Annotated in this window: 20 protein-coding genes; 17 read left to right on the top strand and 3 right to left on the bottom strand. The window is 72.2% G+C overall.

Translation table 11 applies throughout. The features are described 5' to 3' along the window. The first annotated feature begins 29 nt into the window (after nt 1-29). The 9 genes from ABZ374_RS01085 (at nt 30) to ABZ374_RS01125 (ending at nt 12,313) form a co-directional block, all read left to right on the top strand. Complete coding sequence (locus tag ABZ374_RS01085; RefSeq protein ID WP_360304724.1) at nt 30-1,472, top strand: aldehyde dehydrogenase family protein; 1,443 nt, start codon at nt 30-32, stop codon at nt 1,470-1,472. A gap of 235 nt (nt 1,473-1,707) precedes the next feature. Next, the gene (locus tag ABZ374_RS01090; protein ID WP_360304726.1) at nt 1,708-3,633 is read left to right on the top strand and encodes an acyl-CoA dehydrogenase family protein; all 1,926 of its coding nucleotides are present in this window, start codon (nt 1,708-1,710) and stop codon (nt 3,631-3,633) included. A 117-nt stretch (nt 3,634-3,750) separates the two neighbouring features. Then, a complete protein-coding gene (gene dxr, locus ABZ374_RS01095) occupies nt 3,751-5,013 on the top strand; it encodes a 1-deoxy-D-xylulose-5-phosphate reductoisomerase (RefSeq protein ID WP_360304728.1) in 1,263 nt (420 codons plus the stop codon). Nucleotides 5,014-5,021: 8 nt separating this feature from the next. Then, a complete protein-coding gene (locus ABZ374_RS01100) occupies nt 5,022-6,314 on the top strand; it encodes a site-2 protease family protein (protein ID WP_360305449.1) in 1,293 nt (430 codons plus the stop codon). A 156-nt stretch (nt 6,315-6,470) separates the two neighbouring features. Next, nucleotides 6,471-7,628: a flavodoxin-dependent (E)-4-hydroxy-3-methylbut-2-enyl-diphosphate synthase gene (ispG, locus tag ABZ374_RS01105; RefSeq protein ID WP_360304730.1), complete on the top strand. Its 1,158-nt coding sequence runs from the start codon at nt 6,471-6,473 to the stop codon at nt 7,626-7,628. Between the two features lie 173 nt (nt 7,629-7,801). Beyond that, entirely contained in the window at nt 7,802-9,256 is a 1,455-nt protein-coding gene (locus ABZ374_RS01110; protein WP_360304732.1) for an alpha/beta hydrolase, read from the top strand. Next, a complete protein-coding gene (locus ABZ374_RS01115; RefSeq protein ID WP_360304734.1) occupies nt 9,253-10,746 on the top strand; it encodes an alpha/beta hydrolase in 1,494 nt (497 codons plus the stop codon). Before ABZ374_RS01110 ends, ABZ374_RS01115 begins: the two co-directional genes overlap by 4 nt. 135 nt (nt 10,747-10,881) lie before the next feature. After that, entirely contained in the window at nt 10,882-11,727 is an 846-nt protein-coding gene (locus ABZ374_RS01120) for a GNAT family N-acetyltransferase (protein ID WP_360304736.1), read from the top strand. A gap of 58 nt (nt 11,728-11,785) precedes the next feature. Continuing rightward, on the top strand, nt 11,786-12,313 hold the full coding sequence (locus tag ABZ374_RS01125) for a GNAT family N-acetyltransferase (RefSeq protein ID WP_360304737.1): 528 nt from the start codon (nt 11,786-11,788) through the stop codon (nt 12,311-12,313). A gap of 19 nt (nt 12,314-12,332) precedes the next feature. Here the strand turns inward: ABZ374_RS01125 and ABZ374_RS01130 are convergent, their stop codons facing one another. From ABZ374_RS01130 to ABZ374_RS01140, 3 genes are read right to left on the bottom strand one after another with little or no spacing between them, the layout of a single operon-like run. Next, nucleotides 12,333-13,250 (bottom strand): aminoglycoside phosphotransferase family protein, encoded by a 918-nt coding sequence (locus ABZ374_RS01130; protein WP_360304739.1) that lies wholly within the window; start codon nt 13,248-13,250, stop codon nt 12,333-12,335. Continuing rightward, the gene (locus tag ABZ374_RS01135) at nt 13,247-13,732 is read right to left on the bottom strand and encodes a ferritin-like domain-containing protein (protein ID WP_360304741.1); all 486 of its coding nucleotides are present in this window, start codon (nt 13,730-13,732) and stop codon (nt 13,247-13,249) included. Before ABZ374_RS01135 ends, ABZ374_RS01130 begins: the two co-directional genes overlap by 4 nt. Continuing rightward, entirely contained in the window at nt 13,729-14,202 is a 474-nt protein-coding gene (locus ABZ374_RS01140) for a hypothetical protein (protein WP_360304743.1), read from the bottom strand. The genes ABZ374_RS01135 and ABZ374_RS01140 overlap by 4 nt, the downstream gene beginning before the upstream one ends. Nucleotides 14,203-14,423: 221 nt before the next feature. Here ABZ374_RS01140 and rimP point away from each other — a divergent pair, with 221 nt between their 5' ends. The 8 genes from rimP to truB all read left to right on the top strand — a co-directional run bounded on the left by rimP (nt 14,424) and on the right by truB (nt 22,821). After that, the gene (gene rimP, locus ABZ374_RS01145; protein ID WP_360304745.1) at nt 14,424-14,975 is read left to right on the top strand and encodes a ribosome maturation factor RimP; all 552 of its coding nucleotides are present in this window, start codon (nt 14,424-14,426) and stop codon (nt 14,973-14,975) included. Nucleotides 14,976-14,978: 3 nt separating this feature from the next. Then, nucleotides 14,979-16,001 (top strand): transcription termination factor NusA, encoded by a 1,023-nt coding sequence (nusA, locus tag ABZ374_RS01150; protein WP_360304747.1) that lies wholly within the window; start codon nt 14,979-14,981, stop codon nt 15,999-16,001. A gap of 8 nt (nt 16,002-16,009) precedes the next feature. After that, nucleotides 16,010-16,378, top strand: a complete 369-nt coding sequence (locus tag ABZ374_RS01155; RefSeq protein WP_360305451.1) for a YlxR family protein — start codon at nt 16,010-16,012, stop codon at nt 16,376-16,378. Between the two features lie 98 nt (nt 16,379-16,476). Then, entirely contained in the window at nt 16,477-19,656 is a 3,180-nt protein-coding gene (infB, locus tag ABZ374_RS01160; protein ID WP_360304749.1) for a translation initiation factor IF-2, read from the top strand. A gap of 238 nt (nt 19,657-19,894) precedes the next feature. Continuing rightward, entirely contained in the window at nt 19,895-20,188 is a 294-nt protein-coding gene (locus ABZ374_RS01165; RefSeq protein ID WP_360304751.1) for a DUF503 domain-containing protein, read from the top strand. Nucleotides 20,189-20,321: 133 nt separating this feature from the next. Continuing rightward, the gene (gene rbfA, locus ABZ374_RS01170) at nt 20,322-20,807 is read left to right on the top strand and encodes a 30S ribosome-binding factor RbfA (protein WP_360304753.1); all 486 of its coding nucleotides are present in this window, start codon (nt 20,322-20,324) and stop codon (nt 20,805-20,807) included. Next, nucleotides 20,804-21,931: a DHH family phosphoesterase gene (locus ABZ374_RS01175; protein ID WP_360304755.1), complete on the top strand. Its 1,128-nt coding sequence runs from the start codon at nt 20,804-20,806 to the stop codon at nt 21,929-21,931. Before rbfA ends, ABZ374_RS01175 begins: the two co-directional genes overlap by 4 nt. Continuing rightward, nucleotides 21,928-22,821: a tRNA pseudouridine(55) synthase TruB gene (truB, locus tag ABZ374_RS01180; protein ID WP_360304757.1), complete on the top strand. Its 894-nt coding sequence runs from the start codon at nt 21,928-21,930 to the stop codon at nt 22,819-22,821. Before ABZ374_RS01175 ends, truB begins: the two co-directional genes overlap by 4 nt. Nucleotides 22,822-22,950: the final 129 nt, after the last annotated feature.

The following is a 22,950-nucleotide window of genomic DNA, read 5'->3' on the forward strand; positions in this document are numbered from 1 at the left end:
CGGCACCCGTTGACGGAGAAGGAGCAGCAGTGACCACCACCCACGCGTTCTGGCAGGCAGGCCGACAGGCCACCGGCGAGACGGCCTTCGACGTCACGAACTCGTACGACGGCCGGCTCGTCGGCCGCGTCTCCGAGCCCACCGACGCGCAGATCGAGGAGGCCGTCGCCGCGGCGCACGCCGTCGCCCACGAGTTCGCCGCACTGCCCGCCTACCGGCGCGCCGCGGCCCTGGACCACGTGGCCAAGCGGCTCGGCGAGCGCACCGAGGAGATCGCCCGGCTGATCACCGCCGAGAACGGCAAGCCGATCAAGTGGGCGCGCGGCGAGGTCGGCCGTGCGGTCTCGGTGTTCCGCTGGGCGGCCGAGGAGGCCCGCCGGTTCAACGGCGAGGGCATGCGGCTGGACACCGACGCGGGCGGCACCGGTCGTTACGCGCTGGTCCGCCGGATCCCCAAGGGCGTGGTGCTGGGCATCGCGCCGTTCAACTTCCCGCTCAACCTGGTCGCGCACAAGGTCGCCCCGGCGATCGCGGTCGGCGCCCCGATCATCCTCAAGCCCGCGCCGGCCACCCCGCTGTCCGCGCTCGTGCTCGGCGAGATCCTGGCCGAGACCGACCTGCCGAACGGCTCGTGGAGCGTGCTTCCCGTCCCCAACGACCGGATGCCGGCGCTGGTGAAGGACGAGCGGCTGCCGGTCATCTCGTTCACCGGCTCGGGCCCGGTGGGCTGGAGCATCATGGACTCGGTGCCGCGCAAGCACGTCACCCTGGAACTGGGCGGCAACGCCGCCGCCGTCGTGCTCGCCGACTGGTCCTCCGAGGCCGACCTGGAGTGGGCCGCACAGCGGATCGCGACCTTCTCCAACTACCAGGGCGGCCAGTCCTGCATCTCGGTGCAGCGGGTGATCGCCGACGCGAGCGTCTACGACCGCCTGGTCGAGAAGGTCGTGGCGAAGGTGGCCGCGCAGGTCACCGGCGACCCCGAGGACGACACGGTCGACGTCGGCCCGCTGGTCAGCGTTGCCGCCGCCGAGCGGGTCCAGTCCTGGGTGGACGAGGCCGTGCAGGCCGGCGCCAAGGTGCTCACCGGCGGCACCCGCGACGGTGCCGCCTACGCGCCGACGGTGCTCAGCGAGGTCCCGGCCGGCGTCACCATCGCCTGCGAGGAGGTCTTCGGCCCGGTGCTCACGCTGACCCGGGTGGACGGCACGGACGCCGCGTTCGCCGCAGTCAACGACTCCGAGTTCGGTCTCCAGGCCGGCGTGTTCACGCACGACATCCAGACCGCCTTCCGGGCCCAGCGCGAGCTGGAGGTGGGCGGCGTGATCATCGGCGACGCCCCGTCCTACCGCGCCGACCAGATGCCCTACGGCGGCGCGAAGAACTCCGGCGTCGGCCGTGAGGGGGTCACCTACGCGATGACCGACTTCACGTACGAGCGCGTCATGGTGCTCACGGGCCTGGACCTGTAGACACCCCACCGACGAAGGGCCCGGCCACCTGGGGTGGTGCCGCCGGGCCCTTTCGCATTTCTCCGGGGGCGGTGCGCCCGCGACCCCCCCCGCGCGACCTCGCGGGCCGGTGATCCGCCAAGTGGCCGTAGCTCTGGACAAATGGGCGTCACGCGGCATTCAGTGGACGTGCACGGGCAGGTAACACCGGTCGGTAACAACGCCGGTTCCGCTGCGAGTCCGCGAGGAGTCCGCCATGCCCCCTGTCAGCGAACGCGAAGCCCGCAAGGTTGCCGAGGAAGCCCGGCAGCAGGACTGGGACAAGCCCAGTTTTGCCAAGGAACTCTTCCTCGGGCGGCTGCGGCTCGACCTCGTCCACCCGCATCCCGAGGCGGACGCGGAGGAGATCCGTCGGGGGGAGGACTTCCTCCGCGTGCTGCGGGAGTTCCTCACCACCCGGGTGGACCCCACCGTGATCGAGCGCGACGCGCGGATCCCGGACGAGGTGCTCAAGGGCCTGGCCGAGATCGGCGCGCTGGGCATGAAGATCGACACCGAGTACGGCGGCCTGGGCCTGAGCCAGCTCTACTACAACAAGGCGCTGGTCCTGGTCGGCTCGGTCAACGCGGCACTGGGCGCGCTGCTGTCCGCGCACCAGTCGATCGGGGTGCCGCAACCGGTCAAGATGTTCGGCACCGACGCGCAAAAGCGCGAGTTCCTGCCGCGTTGCGTGCGCGAGGTCAGCGCGTTCCTGCTCACCGAACCCGACGTCGGCTCGGACCCGGCCCGGCTGGCCACCGCCGCGGTGCCCACCGAGGACGGCGAGGCGTACGTCCTGGACGGCGTGAAGTTGTGGACCACCAACGGCGTGGTGGCCGGGCTGCTCGTGGTGATGGCCCGGGTGCCCAAGGCGGAGGGTCGGCGCGGCGGGATCACCGCGTTCGTGGTGGACGCGGACAGCCCCGGCATCACCGTGGAGAACCGCAACGCGTTCATGGGCCTGCGCGGCATCGAGAACGGGGTGACCCGCTTCCACAACGTCCGGGTGCCGGCGGCGAACCGGATCGGCGCCGAGGGTGCGGGCCTGAAGATCGCGCTGACCACGCTCAACACCGGCCGCCTCTCGCTGCCCGCGATGTGCGCCGGCGCGGCCAAGTGGTCGCTCAAGGTGGCCCGCGAGTGGGCGGGCGAGCGCGAGCAGTGGGGCCGCCCGATCGCCGGCCACGAGGCGGTCGCGGGCAAGATCGCCTACATCGCGGCCAGTGCCTTCGCGCTGGAGGCGGTGCTGGAGCTGACCGCCCGGATGGCCGACGAGGATCGCCGCGACATCCGGATCGAGGCCGCGCTGGCGAAGCTGTACGCGTCCGAAGTGGGCTGGACGGTCAGCGACGAACTCGTCCAGATCCGCGGCGGGCGCGGCTACGAGACCGCCGCCTCGCTGCGCGCCCGGGGCGAACGCGGGGTGCCGGCCGAGCAGATGTTGCGGGACATGCGGATCAACCGGATCTTCGAGGGCTCGACCGAGATCATGCACCTGCTGATCGCGCGGGAGGCGGTGGACGCGCACCTGGCCGTGGCCGGCGACATCATCGACCCCGACGCCGACCTGAAGGCCAAGGGCAAGGCCGCCGCCGACGCGGGCGTCTTCTACGCCAAGTGGCTGCCCAAGCTGGTCGCCGGCAAGGGCCAGGTGCCGACCTCCTACCGCGAGTTCGCCCCGGTCGGCGCACCGAGCCTGGCCGCGCATCTGCGCTTCGTCGAGCGCGCCTCGCGCCGGCTGGCCCGCTCCACCTTCTACGGGATGGCCCGCTGGCAGGGCGCGATGGAGCGCAAGCAGGGCTTCCTCGGCCGGATCGTCGACATCGGCGCCGAGTTGTTCGCGATGAGCGCGGTGTGCGTACGGGCCGACATGCTGCGCCGCCGCGACGTCGAACAGGGCGGGGCCGCGTACGAACTCGCCGACCTGTTCTGCCGGCAGGCCCAGGTCCGGGTGGACGAGTTGTTCGGCCGGTTGTGGACCAACACCGACGTGTTGGACGTCAAGGCGACCGAGGGTGTGCTGGCGGGCCGGTATCTGTGGTTGGAGGAGGGCGTCCTCGACCCGTCCACCGAGGGCCCGTGGATCGCCGACGCGACGCCCGGCCCGGCCAAGGTGGCCAACGTGCACCGACCCGTCGGCTGAGCCGCGCGCGGCCGGCGGGAGCGCCCGCCGGCCGCCGCCGCACGGTCCGCGGGCGGTCGCCGCGGGCAATCGTCGACCTGGGCTCGGCGCCGGGCCGGCGCGGGCCACAATGGTCGGATGGACTCCCTGGCCGATCCGTACGCGCCCTTCGCCGCCCCCGACCAGTCGACCAGCCGACGGGACATCGTCCTGCTCGGCTCCACCGGGTCGATCGGGACCCAGACCATCGACGTGGTTCGCGCCCACCCCGAGCTGTTCCGGATCGTCGGCCTGTCCGCCGGCGGCGGCCGGGTGGACGAGCTGGCCCGGCAGGCACTCGAACTGGGGGTCGAGGTGGTCGCGGTGGCCAAGGCGTCCGCCGCACAGGACCTGCAATTGGCCTTTTACGCCGAGGCGCAACGCCGCGGCTACGCCAAGGGCCGGTACAAGCTGCCGCGCATCCTGGCCGGCCCCACCGCCGCCACCGAGCTGGCCGCACACCCGTGCGACGTGGTCCTCAACGGCATCACCGGCTCGATCGGCCTGGCCCCCACCCTCGCCGCGCTGACCGCGGGCCGCACCCTCGCGCTGGCCAACAAGGAGTCGCTGATCGTCGGCGGCCCGCTGGTCAAGGCGATCGCCAAGCCCGGCCAGATCGTCCCGGTCGACTCCGAGCACTCGGCGCTGATCCAGGCGCTGCGCGGCGGCCGGGCGGACCAGGTCAAGCGGCTCGTGGTGACCGCCAGCGGCGGCCCGTTCCGCGGTCGCAGCCGCGCCGACCTGGTCGACGTCACGCCGAAGGAGGCCGCCGCCCACCCCACCTGGGACATGGGCCCGGTGATCACGATCAACTCGGCGACCCTGGTCAACAAGGGGCTGGAGGTGATCGAGGCGCACCTGCTCTACGACATCCCGTTCGACCGCATCGACGTCGTGGTGCACCCGCAGTCGATCGTGCACTCGATGGTCGAGTTCGTCGACGGCTCGACCCTGGCCCAGGCATCGCCGCCGGACATGCGACTGCCGATCGCGCTCGGCCTGTCCTGGCCCGACCGGGTGCCCGAGGTCGCGGCCGGCTGCGACTGGACCAAGGCGGCCACCTGGGAGTTCTTCCCGCTCGACCACGAGGCGTTCCCGGCCGTCGAACTGGCCTGCGCCGCGGGCCGCGCGGGCGGCACCGCGCCGGCCGTGTTCAACGCGGCCAACGAGGAGTGTGTCGACGCGTTCATCGCGGGACACCTGAAGTTCAACGGCATCACCGATACCGTCGCCGCCGTCGTGAGCGAGCATGATGTACGTGGGGACGGCAACCGGCTGACACTGGAGGACGTCCTCGACGCGGAGGACTGGGCGCGCCGACGGGCACGCGAGATCATCGCCCACGGAGGAGAACCCCGTTGACCCTGTTCATGACGATCCTCGGCATCGTCGTCTTTGTCGTGGGCCTGCTGTTCTCCATCGCCTGGCACGAGGCGGGCCACCTGATCACCGGCAAGATGTTCGGTGTGCGGGTGCCGCAGTACATGGTCGGCTTCGGCAAGACGTTGTGGTCGAAGAAGATCGGTGAGACCGAATACGGGCTCAAGGCGATCCCGGCGGGCGGCTACTGCCGGCTGATCGGCATGTTCCCGCCCGACGCGTCGGGCAAGGTCCAGGCCCGCAGCACCTCACCCTGGCGCAGCATGATCGAGGACGCCCGCGAGGCGTCCTACGAGGAGGTCGGTCCCGGCGACGAGGACCGGATGTTCTACCAGCGCAAGCCGTGGCAGCGCACGATCATCATGCTGGCCGGTCCGTTCATGAACCTGGTCCTGGCCATCGCGCTGTTCGCGGTGTTCCTGATGGGCTTCGGGATCAACCAGCCCAGCACCACGGTGAGCAGCGTCTCCGAGTGTGTGGTCAGCGCCGACGCCAAGACCGACAAGTGCCCGGAGAACGCGCCGGACGCGCCGGGCAAGGCCGCCGGGCTGCGCGCGGGCGACAAGATCGTCAGCTACAACGGCACGAAGATCACCGGTTACGACACGCTGCGCGATCTGATCCGCAAGACCGAGGGCCAGGCCACCATCGTGGTCGAGCGCAAGGGGGAACAGCTCACCCTGACCCCGACGATCGCCCGCAACAAGGTGGCCAAGCTCGACAGCCACGGCGCCCCGATCCCCGGGCAGTTCCTGGAGAACTCCGGCTTCCTCGGCTTCAGCCCGGCGAGCGGCATCCAGCGACAGAGCGCGTCGCAGTCGGTCACCTACATGACGGACATGGTCGACAACGCCTTCCACAGCATGTTGCGCATCCCGCAGAAGGTGCCCGCACTGTGGGGCGCGGCCTTCCAGGGCGACGACCGCGACCAGGACTCGCCGGTGGGCGTGGTCGGCGCGGCCCGGGTCGGCGGCGAGGTCGCCGCGCTGGATGTGCCCGCCTCCCAGCGGGTGGGTCTGATGATCTTCATCATCGCGGGCTTCAACCTGTCGCTGTTCCTGTTCAACATGCTTCCGCTGCTCCCGCTCGACGGCGGACACGTGGTCGGCGCGTGGTGGGAGTCGATCCGTCGGCGGATCGCGAGCCTGCGCAAGCGGCCCGACCCGGGCCCCTTCGACGTGGCCAAGCTGATGCCGGTGGCCTACGTGGTGGCGTCGATCTTCATCGCCTTCACCGTGCTGGTGTTGATCGCCGACCTGATCAACCCGGTCAAGCTCACTTAGCGCGGTACGCCCCACCCCGTCCGGCTCCCACGCCGGCCCACGTGTGTCGATCAGGCAACAGGTGGGCCGGCATGGGGGTACACGCGCGTCCGCACCTCGTCGCGGTGGCGTAGCTTTGAGGACGACCTACCGCGCCGACCCACGGGACCGAAAAGAATGACCGCGATCCAGCTCGGAATGCCGTCCGTACCTGCCCGGCCCCTCACGCCGCGCCGCAAGTCACGGCAGATCATGGTCGGCAGTGTGGCCGTCGGTGGAGACGCTCCGGTGTCGGTGCAGTCCATGACCACCACCCTGACCTCCGACGTCAACGCCACGCTTCAGCAGATCGCCGAGCTGACCGCCTCCGGCTGCCAGATCGTCCGCGTCGCGGTGCCCTCGCAGGACGACGCCGACGCGCTGCCCGCGATCGCCCGCAAGTCGCAGATCCCGGTGATCGCGGACATCCACTTCCAGCCCAAGTACGTGTTCGCCGCGATCGACGCCGGCTGCGCCGCGGTGCGGGTGAACCCGGGCAACATCAAGCAGTTCGACGACAAGATCGCCGAGATCGCCAAGGCCGCGTCCGCCGCCGGCACCCCGATCCGGATCGGCGTCAACGCCGGGTCGCTGGACAAGCGGCTGCTCGCCAAGCACGGCAAGGCCACCCCCGAGGCACTGGTCGAGTCCGCGCTGTGGGAGTGCTCGCTGTTCGAGGAGCACGACTTCCGGGACATCAAGATCTCGGTCAAGCACAACGACCCGGTCGTGATGATCGAGGCATACCGGCTGCTCGCCGAGCGCTGCGACTATCCGCTGCACCTGGGCGTCACCGAGGCCGGTCCCGCGTTCCAGGGCACGATCAAGTCCGCGGTCGCGTTCGGCGCGTTGCTCGCGCAGGGCATCGGCGACACCATCCGGGTCTCGCTCTCCGCTCCGCCGGTCGAGGAGATCAAGGTCGGCAACCAGATCCTGGAGTCGCTGGGCCTGCGGCAGCGCGGCCTGGAGATCGTCTCGTGCCCGTCCTGCGGTCGCGCCCAGGTCGACGTGTACAAGCTCGCCGAGCAGGTCACCGCCGGCCTGGACGGGCTCAAGGTGCCGCTGCGGGTGGCCGTCATGGGCTGTGTCGTCAACGGCCCCGGCGAGGCCCGCGAGGCGGACCTGGGTGTGGCCTCCGGCAACGGCAAGGGGCAGATCTTCGTCAAGGGCGAGGTGATCAAGACCGTGCCCGAGTCGAAGATCGTCGAGACCCTGATCGAGGAAGCCCTCAAGCTCGCCGAGCAGATGCAGGCGGACGGCGTGCTCAGCGGCGACCCGATCGTCGACATCGCCTGAGCCGAGTCCGATCCGCCGCGGCAGCTCCGGCCCGCCCGGCCCGCCGCTCGACCGGATCAATCCACTCGGCCACCCGGGTGACATATCGTTGATGCGCCCCTACCCCCGGTAGTCGCGCCCCGATCATCGAGAGATGTGATCGGGGCGCCGCCCCGGGGGGAGGGGCGTCGCGCGTGGGACGCATCATCGTGGCCGCACTGGCCGTCGTCGGCATGGTCGTGGGCACCGCGGCGGTTCCCGCGAGCGGACCCGACCCGGGCGCGAGGCGACCGTCCGCCCGGGTGCCGGCCGCGATCGCCTGGGGTGCGTGTCCGGCCGACGTGGCCGCACCCGGACTGCGTTGTGGAACGCTGGCGGTCCCGGTCGACCACACGCGCGCCGACGGGCCCACCACGACGCTGGGCGTCTCGCTCGCACCGGCCGGCGGCGGCGCGCCCCGGCGCGGCACGATCGTGGTCAATCCCGGCGGTCCGGGCGGCGGCGGCATGTGGCCGGCCGACCTCGTCAGGCGCGCGATGCCGGAACGGGTGCGGCAGAGCTACGACATCGTCGGCGTCGACCCGCGCGGCAACCACCACAGCGACCCGATCTCCTGCGTCGACGCGAGCTTCGACCGGGCCCCGAAGCCGGACCCGGTGCCCGCCACGGCGCAGGACGAGCAGCGGCTGATCGAACGTGCCCGCGACTACGCGCGCGGCTGCGCAGAGCGGGCCGGCGACCTGCTGCCGCACCTGGGCACCCTGGAGAACGCGCGCGACCTCGACCTGGTCCGCGCCGCGCTCGGCGAATCGCGGATCTCCTTCATCGGCTGGTCCTACGGCACCTACCTCGGCGCGGTCTACGGGCACCTGTTCCCCGAGCGGGTCGACCGGATGATCCTGGACAGCGTCGTCGACCCGCGGCCGGACCAGGTCTGGTACCGGATCAACCTGCGTCAGGACATCGCCTTCCAGGGCCGCTGGCGAGACCTCGTCGCGGCCGAGGGCGCCGACCTGGACGACCTGTTCGCCCGCACGCTCGCCGGCGTCCGAGCCGAGCCCGCCGGCGGCCTCGTCGGCCCCGCCGAACTGCGCGACCTCGCCACCCGCGCCCTGTACAACTCGCGGAGCTGGCCGGAATTCGCCGCGGCACTGCGCGCGCACGATCGAGGCGACCCGGGCCCGCTGGCCGCGCTGTACACGCCGGCCACCGCACAGGACGCCAACGGCACCGCGATCTACACCGCCGTCGAATGCCACGACGGGCCCTGGCCGCGCGACTGGTCGGTGTGGGACCGCGACGCCCGCGCCGTGGACCGCACCGCGCCCCTGACCACCTGGTCCAACACCTGGCTGAACGCACCCTGCGCCTTCTGGCCGGTGCCCGCCCGCACACCGCCGACGATCGACGGCCACGACCTGCCACCGGTGCTGCTGGTCCAGGGCACCCGGGATCCGGCCACCCCGCCCGCCGGGGCGAGCGCGCTGCACCAGGCACTGCCTTCCTCGCACCTGATCACCGTGCTCGACGAGGGCGACCACGGGATCCTCGCGTTCCAGCCCGCCCCATGCGTCCTGCGGGCCGCCGCGGCCTACCTGACCGACGGCACGCTCCCGCCGGGCCGCGACACCACCTGTGAGGCATCGTGATCCGCGCCGTCCGCGTCCTGTTGGCGGGCGTGCTGACCGCCGCCGTACTGACCGTCGCCGGCCCCGCCGGGGCGGACCCCGGGCCGATCACGTGGGGCGGCTGCCCACCGGGCACCGCGGCGGGGGAGCGCTGCGGCACCATCGGCGCCCCGCTGGACCACGCCCGTCCGGGCGGCCCGCGGATCCGGGTCGGCGTCTCCAAGGTCGCGGCGAGCGGGACGAAGGCGGAGTACCAGGGCATCCTGATGGTCAACTTCGGCGGCCCGGGCGCCGCCGGCGTCGGCTCGATGGGAGCGCTCGCCGGCGGTCTGCCCGAGCGGCTGCGCCGGGCCTACGACCTGATCGGCTTCGACCTGCGCGGGCGCGGCACGAGTACCCGCGTGGAGTGCACCGACCCGGAGACCTTCGGCCGCTCCCCCCGGCCCGACCCGGCGATGCCCGGCAGCCGAGCGGCGCACCTGGCCGCGACCCGCGCGTTCGCCGACGGTTGCCGCAGGTCCGCCGGCGACCTGCTGCCGCACCTGACCACCCGGGACATCGCCCGTGACCTCGACCTGGTCCGGGCCGCGTTCGGCGCCGACCGGATCTCGATCCTGGGCTACTCCTACGGCAGCTACCTGGGCGCGGTCTACGGGCAGCTCTTTCCGAACCGGGTACACCGGATGTTGCTCGACAGCCTGGTCGACCCGACCGAGGTCTGGTACGGGACCGGCTTCCTGCAAGCCCGCGGGTTCGACGCGCGTCGGCACGACTGGGCCGCGTGGACGGCCGAGCGCACCGACCGCTTCCACCTGGGCGACTCCACCGCGGCCGTACTGGCCGGCTGGGACCGGCTGCGCGGGCAACTCGCCGAACACCCCGCCGGCGGCGTGTTCGGCGGCGTCGAACTCGACCAGTACACGCTCGGCAAGCTGTACACCGACCGGAACTGGGCGAGTCTGTCCGGCGCACTCGCGGACTACGCGTCGGGCGATCCGACCGCGCTGATCGCCGGGCGCAAACCGGCCACCGCGGACGAGGTCAACTTCGAGTCGGTGTTCCAGACCGTCGCCTGCGCGGACGCGCCCTTCCCGGCCGACGAGGCGGTCCTGGAACGGGACATGGCCGTGTTCCGGGCCCGGCACGGCGCGCTGGGCGCGGCCATCGCCGCTCCGGGCGCGTGCCTGTATCTACAAACCAACACCGCCCCGCCGACCCGGATCGACGGCGCCGGTCTGCCCGGTGTCCTGCTCGTCCAGTCCGTCGGCGACCCGGCGACGCCCTACGAGGGGGCCCTGCGCATGCACGCGGCGCTGCCCTCGTCGCGGCTGCTCACCGTGCGCGGCAACGGCAACCACGGGCACTACCTGGTCGAGGGCTCGTGCGTCGACGACCGGGGCACCGCCTACCTGGTCGAGGGCACCCTGCCCGCGACCGACGTCGAGTGCACCGGCCCCGCGTCGGCCGATTCCGACCCGCGCCGATCGCCGGTCCCACACCCGCGCCGCTGACCCGCCCACAGGCCGCACCGGCCCCGGTCGCCGATCCCGTCGCCTCCCGGGCGGCGCGGGCGGCCCGGACCTGCATAGGGTGGTGCCGCAAGACTGGCATTTCCCCAAGGTCCGCCTGATGGCATGGTGAGGCACGTGCTGAGCTCGGTTTCCACCAAAGTCCTGGACGGGAGCGACCTGTCCGCCGTCCAGGCGCTGCTCGACCGTGACCCCGTCACGAACGTCTTCGTCGCGTCCCGGGTTCGACTCGCCGGCGTCGACCCGTGGCGACTGGGTGGCGAGCTGTGGGGTTATTACGAGGGTGGTCGGCTCACGTCGCTGTGCTACGCGGGGGCGAACCTGGTCCCGGTCGAGGCCGGCCCGGACGCCATACGTTCGTTCGCCGAGCGGGCCCGCCGCCAGGGCCGACGCTGCTCGTCGATCGTCGGCCCGGCCGAGGCGGCCGGCGACCTGTGGCGTCTGCTCGAACCGGTGTGGGGACCCGCTCGCGACGTGCGGCCGGTGCAGCCGCTCATGGTCGCCGAGGAACCCTCGCGCGAGGTCGCCCCGGATCCGCTCGTGCGCCGGGTGCGTCCGGACGAGCTGGACCTGGTGATGCCCGCGTGCGTGGCGATGTTCACCGAGGAGGTCGGCATCTCGCCGCTGATCGGCGACGGCGGCACCCTGTACCGCGCTCGGGTGGCCGAACTCATCGCGGGCGGGCGGGCGTTCGCCCGGATCGAGGACGGCCGGGTGGTGTTCAAGGCGGAGATCGGCGCGGTCACCCGACACGCGTGCCAGATCCAGGGCGTGTGGGTCGCGCCGGAGCGGCGCGGCGAGCGCCTGTCCGAGATCGGCATGGCGGCCGTCCTGCGGCACGCGCTGAGCGAGGTGGCCCCGATCGCCAGTCTCTACGTCAACAGTTACAACGGCCCCGCGCGCGCGGCCTACCGGCGGGTCGGCTTCGCCGAGACCGGGGCCTTCATGAGCGTGCTGTTCTGATCCGGCCCGTGGTGTCCGGACAGCGGCGGCGACCCGATTCCAGGGAGTGCGTGTGCTGATGGAGTGGACGTGCCGGGTCGTCGATCTCGCCGAGTACGCGGACGAGGCGGTCGACGTCCAGGCCGGCGCGTTCGGTCTCGCCGACGACGAGATCGCGGTGCGGCAGCGGATAATGCGCCGGCACGCGACCTTCGCCGGGGTGCGTTCCCTGGGCGCGTTCGACGACGACGGTCGACTGGTCGGCTTCGGCTACGGCTATCCCAATCTCACCGACCAGTGGTGGAGCCTGGTGATCGAACCGCACCTGGCCCGGGCCGGATACCGGGCCTGGCTGGACGAGTCGTTCGTGGTCGGCGAACTGCACGTGTTGCCGCGCTGGCAGGGGCACGGCATCGGACGCACCCTGATCACCCTGCTGTGTCGGGGCCAGGACCGGTCGCACATCCTGCTGTCGGCGATCGACGAACACACGCCGGCCCGCCGGTTGTACCGCGGTCTGGGATTTCGGGACCTGGCCCGTCCGGTCCTGTTCCCGGGCAACGACCGCCCCTACGCGGTGATGGGCGCGGTGCTGCCGTTCACGTGAGGCGTCCGCACCGCGCGGATCAGGACAACCACTCCGCGACGGACAGCAGGTCCTCGCCCGCCGGATCCTCCACCGACACGCACCACAGGCCGAGCGCCAGCGCCTGCACCAACGCCCAACCACGCACCCGCTCGGCGTCCAGGTCCAACGCGTTCGCCAGCCAGGTCACCCGCCGCCGCACCAGCGCCTGCGGACGCGGCTCGGCGACCACCGTGGCCATCCGGTCCCGGACCAGCGCGCCCAGGTCGAAGGCCCGTTCGCCGAGCATCGGGCGCGGGTCGATGGCCAGCCACTTCGTCCGCTCGGCGGCCAGCACGTTGCCGTGGTGGAAGTCGGTGTGCAGGACCACCACCTCCGGCTGCGACGCGGCCAACTCGCGGCACAGCGACACCGCCTCGTCGACCAGTGCCCGGGGACACGGGCCGGCCAGGTCCGCGTAGCGGCGCGGGATCGATTCGCCCCAGTGCTCGGCCCGATCCGCGACCGGTTCGATCGCGCAGTCCGCGGGCGGGGTCACCCACAACCTGCGCACCACCTCGGCGGCCTCCAGCATCGCCCGGTCCTCGGCCAGGGAGCGCAGCGACACGTCCGGCTGGAGTCGCTCCAGCAACAGCGCGCCGCGCTCGGGATCCGCGTCGAGCAGGCGAACCGCCCCGACGCCGTTCCACAACGCGAGCGCGCTCGCCTCGTGCGCGGTGTAGCGGTCGATCAGGCCGAGCTTGAGGGTGGCCGGCGTGTCGTCCGCGCGCCGGACGAGGAAGGTCAGGCTGAGTGCGCCGCCGGGAATGATCGCCCGTTCCACGGTCAGTTCCCAGCGCCGCGCGTATTCGGCGACCGCCTCCGGCAGCCCCGCCAGCCAGGGGCGGGCCACCTCCTCGCCGCACCAGCGCAGCGCGGTCCGGGTCAACCGCTCCGGGACCTCGACCGGATCGTTCACGTGCGGCTCCCGGCCGCCGGTGCCGCCGGGTCGCTCGGCGCGGGCAACCCCGGGAACGCGGTGCTCGCGCCCCGCCACCGCACCGCCCACACGGCGCTCTCGCGCAACCAGCCCGCCGCCTCGTTGCGCAACGGCGCCCCGCTCGCGGCCACCAACTCGCCCAGATGCAGGGCGACCGCGTCCTCCAGGTGGATCGCGAGCCGGGTCGCGTCGGCGGGCGTGGCCACCGTGAACGGGATCGTGTACGCGGCCGCCGCCGGTTGCGCGACCGCGCCCCGATCGCCGATCAGCCGCGCGATGGTGTCCCGGCGGGCCCGGTGCGCGTCCAGCGCGCTGCGGGCCTGGGTGCGCTCGGTACCGGTCAATCGGCCGCCGGCCACGCCGTAGCCGTAGACGGCCGCGTGCTCCGCGTCCAGCGCGTCGCGCAGCGCCTTGACCTCGGGGGTGGCGGACCCGGACGGGGTCGGCCGCGGCGTGCTCACGATGTGCTCCGAAGCAATTGGGCGTGTCCGGCCAGGCACGCGGCGGTGGCGGCCAGGGTGCGGGCCAGTTCGGGGGAGACCGCGTCCAGTCCGCTCAGCCGCTCGTCGGACGCCTGCCGGGCCCAGTCGGCGATCGCGGTGCCCGCCGCGGCGGCGTCCTCCGGCGCGTTGCCGGCGGGCGGCGCGGAGTGCGCCGCGCCCTTCGCGAAGACGGTCAGGTGCTGGCGCAGCTCGACCGAGAGCGGCCGGATGTGTTCGGCCAGCGTGGCGTGTCGCGCGGCGACCGCGTCGTAGCGCGCGAGCAGTGCCCCGGTCGCCGCGTGGGCCCGCTGCCGCGCCGCGTCGTCCGCCTTGCGTCGTCCCTGGCCCGAACCCCCGCCGCCGTCGTCGCAACCCACGACGCCGGCGGCGATCGTCGCTGCGGCCACGGCGCCCAGGACGGCCCGTCGCGTCGGCCCCGCGTCGCGCATGCGTCCCGCTCCTGACCCTCGTCCGTGATGTCCGTTGCCGGCCTCCGGCCGTGTCGGACGCTATCGCATCCGCGGTCGTGCGGACCCCGGTGGACATCCGGCGTACGCCGGGCGGACGTGCGCGAGATGGGCTCCGGACCGGATACTGTTGTCCTTCCACGACCCGCCCCGGCGGTCGACGCACCTGAGACAACAGCACACGCAGCCGAGGAGTCACCCGGATGAGCACCACCACGTTGGACCGGCTGCGGGAGTTGCTGGAGCCGGTGGTATCGACGGTGGGCGTGGATCTGGAGGATCTCTCCCTCACCCCCGCCGGCAAGCGCCGGGTGCTGCGCGTGATGGTCGCCGCCGACGGCGGCGTGGATCTGGACAAGGTCGCCGAGGTCAGCCGGGCCGTCTCGGACGTGCTGGACCCGAGCGACGTACTGGGCAGCCTGCCCTATCAGTTGGAAGTCACCACCCCGGGCGTGGACCGTCCGCTGACGCTGGAGCGCCACTGGCGCCGCGCGGCGGATCGGCTGGTCCAGGTCCAGTTGCACGACGGCGACGCCGTGACCGGCCGGATCGGCGCGAGCGATGCCGAGGGCGTGGATCTGGACGTCGAGGGCAAACCGCGCCGGCTGGGCTACGCCGAGATCGCCAAGGCGGTCGTGCAGGTCGAGTTCAACCGCAAGAGCGCGGACCCGGCGGTCGACGCCGAGGACGACGAGGACGACGAGGTCGAGGACATCGACCCCGACAACGACGACACCAAGGACGAGGAGGCGTAGGACGTGGACATCGACATGAGCGCCCTGCGCGGGCTTGAGCGCGAAAAAGAGATCAAGTTCGACCTCCTGGTCGAGGCCATCGAATCGGCCCTGTTGATCGCCTACCACCGCACCGAGGGCAGCCTGCCCAAGGCGCGGGTGGAACTGGACCGCTCCACCGGTCACGTCACCGTGTGGGCGACCGAGACCGACGAGGCCGGGCAGCGCGTTCGCGAGTTCGACGACACCCCGGACGACTTCGGCCGGATCGCGGCGACCACCGCCAAGCAGGTGATCCTGCAGCGGCTGCGCGACGCCGAGGAGGAGATCACGTTCGGCGAGTTCGCCGGCCGTGAGGGCGAGATCGTCGCGGGCGTGGTCCAGCAGGGCAAGGACAACCGCAACGTCCTGGTGGACCTGGGTCGCATCGAGGCGATCCTGCCGCCCCAGGAGCAGGTACCGGGCGAGCGGTACGCGCACGGCATGCGCCTGCGTTGCTATGTCGTACAGGTGCGGCGTGGGCCCAAGGGGCCGTCCATCACGCTCTCGCGCACCCACCCCAACCTGGTGCGGAAGTTGTTCGCGCTGGAGGTCCCGGAGATCGCCGACGGCAGCGTCGAGATCGCCGCGATCGCCCGCGAGGCCGGCCACCGCTCCAAGATCGCCGTCTACTCCACGCGGGCCGGGCTCAACCCCAAGGGCGCGTGCATCGGGCCGATGGGGGCACGCGTGCGTGCCGTCATGGCCGAGTTGAACGGCGAGAAGATCGACATCGTCGACTGGTCGGACGACCCCGCGCGGATGGTGGCCAACGCGCTGTCGCCGGCGCGGGTGAGCAAGGTGGAGATCGTCGATCTCGCCGCGCGTTCCGCCCGGGTGACGGTGCCCGACTACCAGCTCTCGCTGGCGATCGGCAAGGAGGGGCAGAATGCCCGACTTGCCGCGCGATTGACCGGATGGCGCATCGACATCCGGCCGGACACCGAGACCGGTGATTCGGACGACCGGGGACGGTCGGCCGAACCAGGTCGCGGTGAGGAGCGGTAGACTTGAACATGTCTGGTCGCAGGCGTGGCCGAGCATGCCCTCGTACACGGTCGGAAAAGCAGGAAATCACTGCCTTTCCGGTCCGGACATGCGTAGGTTGTCGGCAGCGTGCGGCCAAGGCCGACCTATTGCGGGTCGTGGCGGTGGAGGGCAGTTGTGTCCCCGACCCCCGCGGCCGAAAGCCCGGGCGGGGCGCGCATCTGCATCCCGACCCGGAGTGCCTGGCCCAGGCGGAACGTCGCAAGGCGTTCGTTCGGGCTTTGCGCGTGCCGGGGCCGCTGGACTCGGCACCACTGCGTGCTTTTTTGAGCGGTGATGGGTTGTCAGAGGTCGGTCGGACAGGTCCAGCGAAGCAGTACCTCGCGAGTCGGAAGTAGGTCGAGATTGCGATGAGCACTCGATGAGTACGCGATGAGTACAGACATGCGGTAGTGACGGTCCGGCGGACGACCAACCCCGGACCAGAAGGAGCGACGTGGCAAAGGTCCGGGTATACGAACTCGCCAAGGAGTTCGGAGTCGAGAGCAAGGTCGTCATGGCCAAGCTCCAAGAACTCGGTGAGTTCGTTCGTTCGGCGTCCTCGACGATCGAGGCGCCGGTTGTTCGCAAACTGACGGAAGCACTCAAGACGGAAGGCGGGCCCTCCCGCCGGCCCCAGCGTCCCGCCCCCTCGGGCGCGCCGCAGGGTGCCACCCCAGGTTCAGCGCAGGGCGCCGCGCGTCCTGCCCCCGCTCCGGGCCCGCGCCCGGCGGGTGCGCCGACTCCGGGCCCGCGCCCGGCGCCGCGCCCGGCCCCCCAGGGCAGCACCGCCCCGCCCGTGGTGCCAGCCGCCCCGGCCGCCGAGGCGGCTCCGGCCGCCCCGCGTCAGGCGGAGCGTCCCGCGGCCCAGTCGGGTCCGCGTCCGGCCGGTGCGCCGGCTCCGGGCCCGCGCCCGGCAGCGCGTCCCGCCGAGCGTGGTCCGGCCGAGCGTGGCCAGAGCGACCGCGGTCCGGCCGAGCGCGGTCCGCGTTCGGACCGTCCGGCGGCGGCCTCCTCGGGTCCCGGTGCGGGCAACCGTCCGGGCCCGCGTCCGGCCGGTGCCGGCCAGGGCGGCCCCGGTGGCCGTCCCGAGCGCGGCGATCGTCCCGAGCGTGGCGAGCGTCCCTCCGGTCCGCGTACCGGTGGCGCTCCGTCCGCCGGTGGCGCGCGTCCGTCGGGTCCCGGTCAGGGTGGTGCACCCCGTCCGGGTGGCACCCGTCCCGCCGGCCCGCGTCCGGGCAACAACCCCTTCACCTCGGGCAGCACCGGCATGCCGCGGCCGCAGGCCGCCGGCGGCGCCGGTCGACCCACCCCCGGTGGCATGCCGCCGCGTCCGCAGGGTCCTGCGGCCGGTGGCCCGCGTCCGGGTGGTTCGGGTGGTCCCGCGGGTCCCCGTCCCGGTGGTAGCGCAGGCCCCGGCGGCCCGCGTCCCAACCCGGGCATGATGCCCAACCGTCCGGCGCCCGCTCGTGGCCCGGGTGGTCCCGGTCGTCCCGGCGGTGCGCCCGGTCGTCCCGGCGGTCCCGGTGGCGGCGGCGGTCGTCCGGCGGGTGCCGGCGGCGGTGGCGGTCGTCCCGGCGGCGGCGGTGGCGGCTTCGGCGGTCCCCGTCCCGGTGGTGGCGGCGGCGCTCCGGGTCGTCCCGGTGGCGGCGGCGGCTTCGCCGGTCGTCCCGGCGGCGGCGGTCGTGGTGGCCCCGGTGGTCGCGGCGGCACGCAGGGTGCGTTCGGTCGTCCCGGTGGGCGTCCGGGCCGCGCGCGCAAGTCGAAGCGTCAGCGTCGTCAAGAGTTCGACAACATGCAGGCTCCGTCCGCCGGTGGCGTGATGGCTCCTCGCGGCAACGGACGCGTCGTCCGGATGTCGCGCGGTGCCTCGCTCACCGACTTCGCGGAGAAGATCAACGCGAACCCCGCGGCACTGGTCCAGATCATGTTCAACCTGGGCTCGCTGCTGACCGCGACCCAGTCGGTGAGCGACGACGAGCTGCAGACCCTCGGGGCCGAGCTCGACTTCGTGATCCAGATCGTCTCCCCGGAGGAGGAGGACCGCGAGCTGCTCGAGTCCTTCGACCTCGAATGGGGCGAGGACGAGGGCGACGAGGAAGACCTCGAGGCCCGTCCGCCGGTGGTCACCGTCATGGGTCACGTCGACCACGGCAAGACCCGCCTGCTCGACGCGATCCGCAAGACGAACGTGATCGCGGGCGAGGCCGGTGGCATCACCCAGCACATCGGTGCCTACCAGGTCGCGACCACGGTCAACGAGGTCGACCGCAAGATCACCCTGATCGACACCCCCGGTCACGAGGCGTTCACCGCCATGCGTGCCCGCGGTGCCAAGTCGACGGACATCGCGATCCTCGTGGTCGCGGCGGACGACGGCGTGAAGCCGCAGACGATCGAGGCGCTCAACCACGCGCAGGCGGCCGGCGTGCCGATCGTCGTCGCGGTCAACAAGATCGACAAGGAAGGCGCGGACCCGACCAAGGTTCGTGGCCAGCTCACCGAATACGGGCTCGTGGCCGAGGAGTACGGCGGCGACACGATGTTCGTCGACATCTCGGCGAAGCAGGGCCTGGGCATCGACGAGCTGCTGGAAGCGGTCGTGCTGACCGCGGACGCGGCTCTCGAGCTCACCGCCAACCCGCACCAGGAAGCCCAGGGCATCGCGATCGAGGGTCACCTCGACAAGGGCCGCGGCCCCGTCGCGACCGTCCTGGTCCAGCGCGGCACGCTGCACATCGGCGACGCGATCGTGGTCGGCGAGGCGTACGGCCGGGTCCGCGCGATGATCGACGAGAACGGCAACAACCTCACCGAGGCCACGCCGTCCCGTCCGGTCATGGTGCTGGGTCTGACCTCGGTGCCGGGTGCCGGTGACAACTTCCTCGTGGTCGAGGAAGAGCGCACCGCGCGTCAGATCGCCGAGAAGCGGGCGGCCCGGGAGCGCAACGCGACCCTGGCCCGCCGTTCGAAGCGCGTCTCGCTCGAGGACCTGGACAAGGCCCTCAAGGCCGGCGAGATGCAGCAGCTCAACCTCATCCTCAAGGGTGACGGCTCCGGTTCGGTGGAGGCGTTGGAAGACGCGCTGCTCAACCTGGATGTCGGCGAAGAGGTCGAGCTGCGGATCATCGACCGCGGCGTCGGTGCGATCACCGAGTCCAACGTCAACCTGGCGATGGCCTCGGACGCGATCATCATCGGCTTCAACGTCCGGCCGGAGGGCCGGGCGCGGACGATGGCGGACCGCGAGGGCGTCGACATTCGCTTCTACTCGGTGATCTACCAGGCCATCGAGGAGATCGAAGCCGCGCTCAAGGGCATGCTCAAGCCCGAGTACGAAGAGGTCCAGCTCGGCACGGCGCAGATCCGCGCGGTGTTCCGCTCCTCCAAGCTCGGCAACATCGCGGGCTGCATGGTCACCGGCGGGACGATCAAGCGCAACACCAAGGCGCGGATCATCCGGCAGGGGGCCGTCGTCGCCGACAACCTCAACGTCGAGGGCCTGCGCCGCGAGAAGGACGACGTCACCGAGGTCCGCGAGGGCTTCGAGTGCGGTATCAACCTCGGTTCGTTCAACGACATCAAGGTCGAGGACACCATCGAGACGTTCGAGATGCGGGAGAAGCCGCGAGGCTGACCCGGTAGGTCGAACCGATCGAACCGCTGATCGATGCGACGGATCCGCCCGGTACCCACCGGGCGGATCCGGCGTGTCGCAGGATGAGCGGTGGCACACCGGCAGTACGTGGGCCGGCGATACGAGTGATCAGCGTGACCAGTGGTATCCCGGGCCGCGACGTGTGTGCCCGGTTCTTTCGTCGGTGGCCTCAGCGGCCCCGACCCGAGGCCTCCCGGGCCGGCCAGGCCCGTCGCCTATGTTTGTGGGAACCATCAGCCTCGATGTGCTGTTCGGCGATGTGCACTCGTTGAAGGAAAAACGATCTTTGATCCGCCCCATCCTGGCGGACCTTCAGCGCAAGAATGCCGTTGCCGCCGCCGAGGTGGAGCATCAGGATTTGCATCGGCGCAGCGTGATCGGCATCGCGGTGGTCTCCGCGAGCGTCGAGCGATGCGCCGAGGTGTTGGACAACTGTGAACGGCTGGTCGCCGGCCGGCCCGAATTGGAACTGCTCTCCGCACGCCGCAGGGTGTACGGGGAGGACGACTGACGATCGTCGGACCGCCGTCGAACGAGCGGTCGGGCGGGCAGTCGAACGGAACAAGCAACGAGAGCGGCCCCCGCGTCCGGTGATCCCGGGCGCGGGGATCCCGCCGAAATGCCGAGCAATCGCAGGAGGATCAGTGGCCGACACCGCGCGGGCGCGCAAACTCGCGGACCGTATCCAGGTTGTGGTCGCGGAGACCTTGGAGCGCCGGATCAAGGACCCTCGTCTGGGGTTCGTGACGATCACCGCCGCACGAGTGACCGGTGACCTCCGTGAGGCGACCGTGTTCTACACGGTCTACGGCGACGAGACCGAACGGGCGGCGACCGCCGCCGCGCTGGAGAGCGCCAAGGGCGTGCTCCGCAGCGAGGTGGGCCGCCAGACCGGCGTGCGTCACACCCCGTCGTTGACGTTCATCGCCGACGCCCTTCCGGACAACGCCAAACTCATCGACGATCTCCTCGCCCGGGCACAGCAGGCCGATGCGGCGGTACGCTCAACCGCCGCGGGCGCCGGCTATGCCGGTGACGCGGACCCCTATCGGACCCCGGCCGTGGGCGACTCCGACGACGAGTCGGAGGCGGAGCCCAAGGCGGAAACACAGGAGGGCGACCGACCTTGACACCAGGCGTGGCGGCGGACCGGGAGCCCGGCCCGACCGCGGGAGGGAAGTCGCGGACCGGCGACTTCGACGCGCGGACGGTGCCGCCGACCGCGCCGGGTGCGGCCGAGTGGGACGAGGCGGTCCGCCTGCTCCTGACGGCCGGCGACATCACCCTGCTGGCACACGTCAGCCCCGACGGCGACGCGCTGGGTTCGGCGCTCGCCGTCGGGCTGGCGCTGCGCGAGTTGGGCCGCACCGTCCGGGTCTCCTACGGCGACGATCCCCTGGTGGTGCCGTCCTCGCTGGAGTTCCTGCCCGGTCAGGACCTGCTCGTGGCGCACGCCGAGGTGCCCGAGGAACCGGAGCTGGTCGCCGTCTTCGACGCGGCGGGCTCGGCGCGGCTGGGCCTGCTGGAGGCCAAGGCCAAGGCGGCCGGCACGCTTTTGGTGGTCGACCACCACGCCTCCAACACCCGCTTCGGCACGCATCACCTGATCGACGTCGAGGCGCCCGCGACCGCGGTGCTCGCCGACGAGCTGATCACCCGGCTCGGCGCGACGCTGACCGCCGACATCGCGACCGCGCTGTACACCGGCCTGGTCACCGACACCGGCTCGTTCAAGTACGTGGGGACCACCCCCGAGACGCACACCTTCGCGGCTCGGCTGATGGCCACCGGGATACGACACGACCTGATCCAGCGGGCCATCTGGGACACCTGCCGGTTCGGCTATCTCAAGGTGCTCGCCACCGCCCTGGCCGCCGCCCGACTGGACGCCGACGCGGCGGGCGGTCTGGGCCTGGTGTCCACCGTGATCACCCGCGCCGAACGTGCCGCGCACGGGATCCGTCTGGACGAGATCGAGGGCGTGATCGACGTGGTGCGCAAGAGCGGCGAGGCCGAGGTCGCGCTGGTGCTCAAGGAGGACGACGACGGCGCGCTGCGCGCCTCGGCGCGCTCCAAGGGCGCGGTGGACCTGGGCCGCGTCTGCGCGGCCTTCGGCGGCGGCGGGCACGCGTTCGCGGCCGGCTTCACCGCATACGACCCACCGGCCGAGGTGGTGGCCCGATTCCGGGACCTCCTGGCCGACGCACTACTGCCGGTCGCTCCGGCGCACGCAACCCCGGGAGACGACGCGTGAAGCGCCGCAACGCAGGACCCCCGCCGCCCGACGGTCTGGTGATCGTGGACAAGCCGGCCGGACTCACCTCGCACGACGTGGTGGGCCGGCTGCGCCGGATCGCCGGTACCCGCCGGGTGGGCCACGCGGGCACGCTGGACCCGATGGCCACCGGCGTGTTGGTGATCGGCATCGAGAAGGCCACCCGCCTGCTCGGCCACCTCGCGCTCACCGAGAAGGAGTACACCGGCACCATCCGGCTCGGGCAGAACACGGTCACCGACGACGCCGAGGGCGAGGTCACCTCGACCACCTCGGCCGCGCACGTGGACGACGCCTCGATCGCGGCGGGCGTGGCCGAGCTGACCGGCCCGATCCTGCAGGTGCCCTCGAAGGTGTCGGCGATCAAGATCGACGGCAAACGTTCGTACTCGCGGGTGCGCGACGGCGAGGAGTTCGAACTCGCCGCCCGCCCGGTCACGGTGTCCGCGTTCGAGGTGCTCGCCACCCGGCGCGAGGGCGAGACGCTCGACCTGGACGTGCGGGTGACCTGCTCGTCCGGCACCTACATCCGGGCGCTGGCCCGCGACCTGGGCGCCGGGCTCGGGGTCGGCGGCCATCTGACCGCACTGCGCCGCACCCGGGTGGGGCCGTACTCGATCGATCGGGCGCACACGTTGGCGGAACTGGAGGAGTCCTTCGGCGTGCTGCCGATCGCCGACGCGGCCACGGCGGCCTTTCCGCGCCGCGAGGTGACCGAGGACCAGGCGCGCGCCGTCTCGCACGGCGGCCGGCTGCCGGCCGACGACCGGGAGGGGCCGGTGGGTGTGTTCGGCCCCGACGGCACCTTCCTCGCGCTGGTGGAGAACCGGGAGGGCGTGGCCCGACCGCTCGCGGTGTTCGTGGGCTGAGACGTTCGCGGCCGAGGCCGGGCACGGCACCGCCGGGCCCGGGGTGACGGTCGCCACGGCGGGGGTGGGACCGAGCGACGGCGCCTGCGTGGGAAGCTGGACCCGCGACACGTCACGAAGAACGAGGAG

Origin of the sequence: Embleya sp. NPDC005971 (assembly GCF_040629175.1) — a bacterium.
In the GTDB taxonomy this organism is placed as follows: domain Bacteria; phylum Actinomycetota; class Actinomycetes; order Streptomycetales; family Streptomycetaceae; genus Embleya.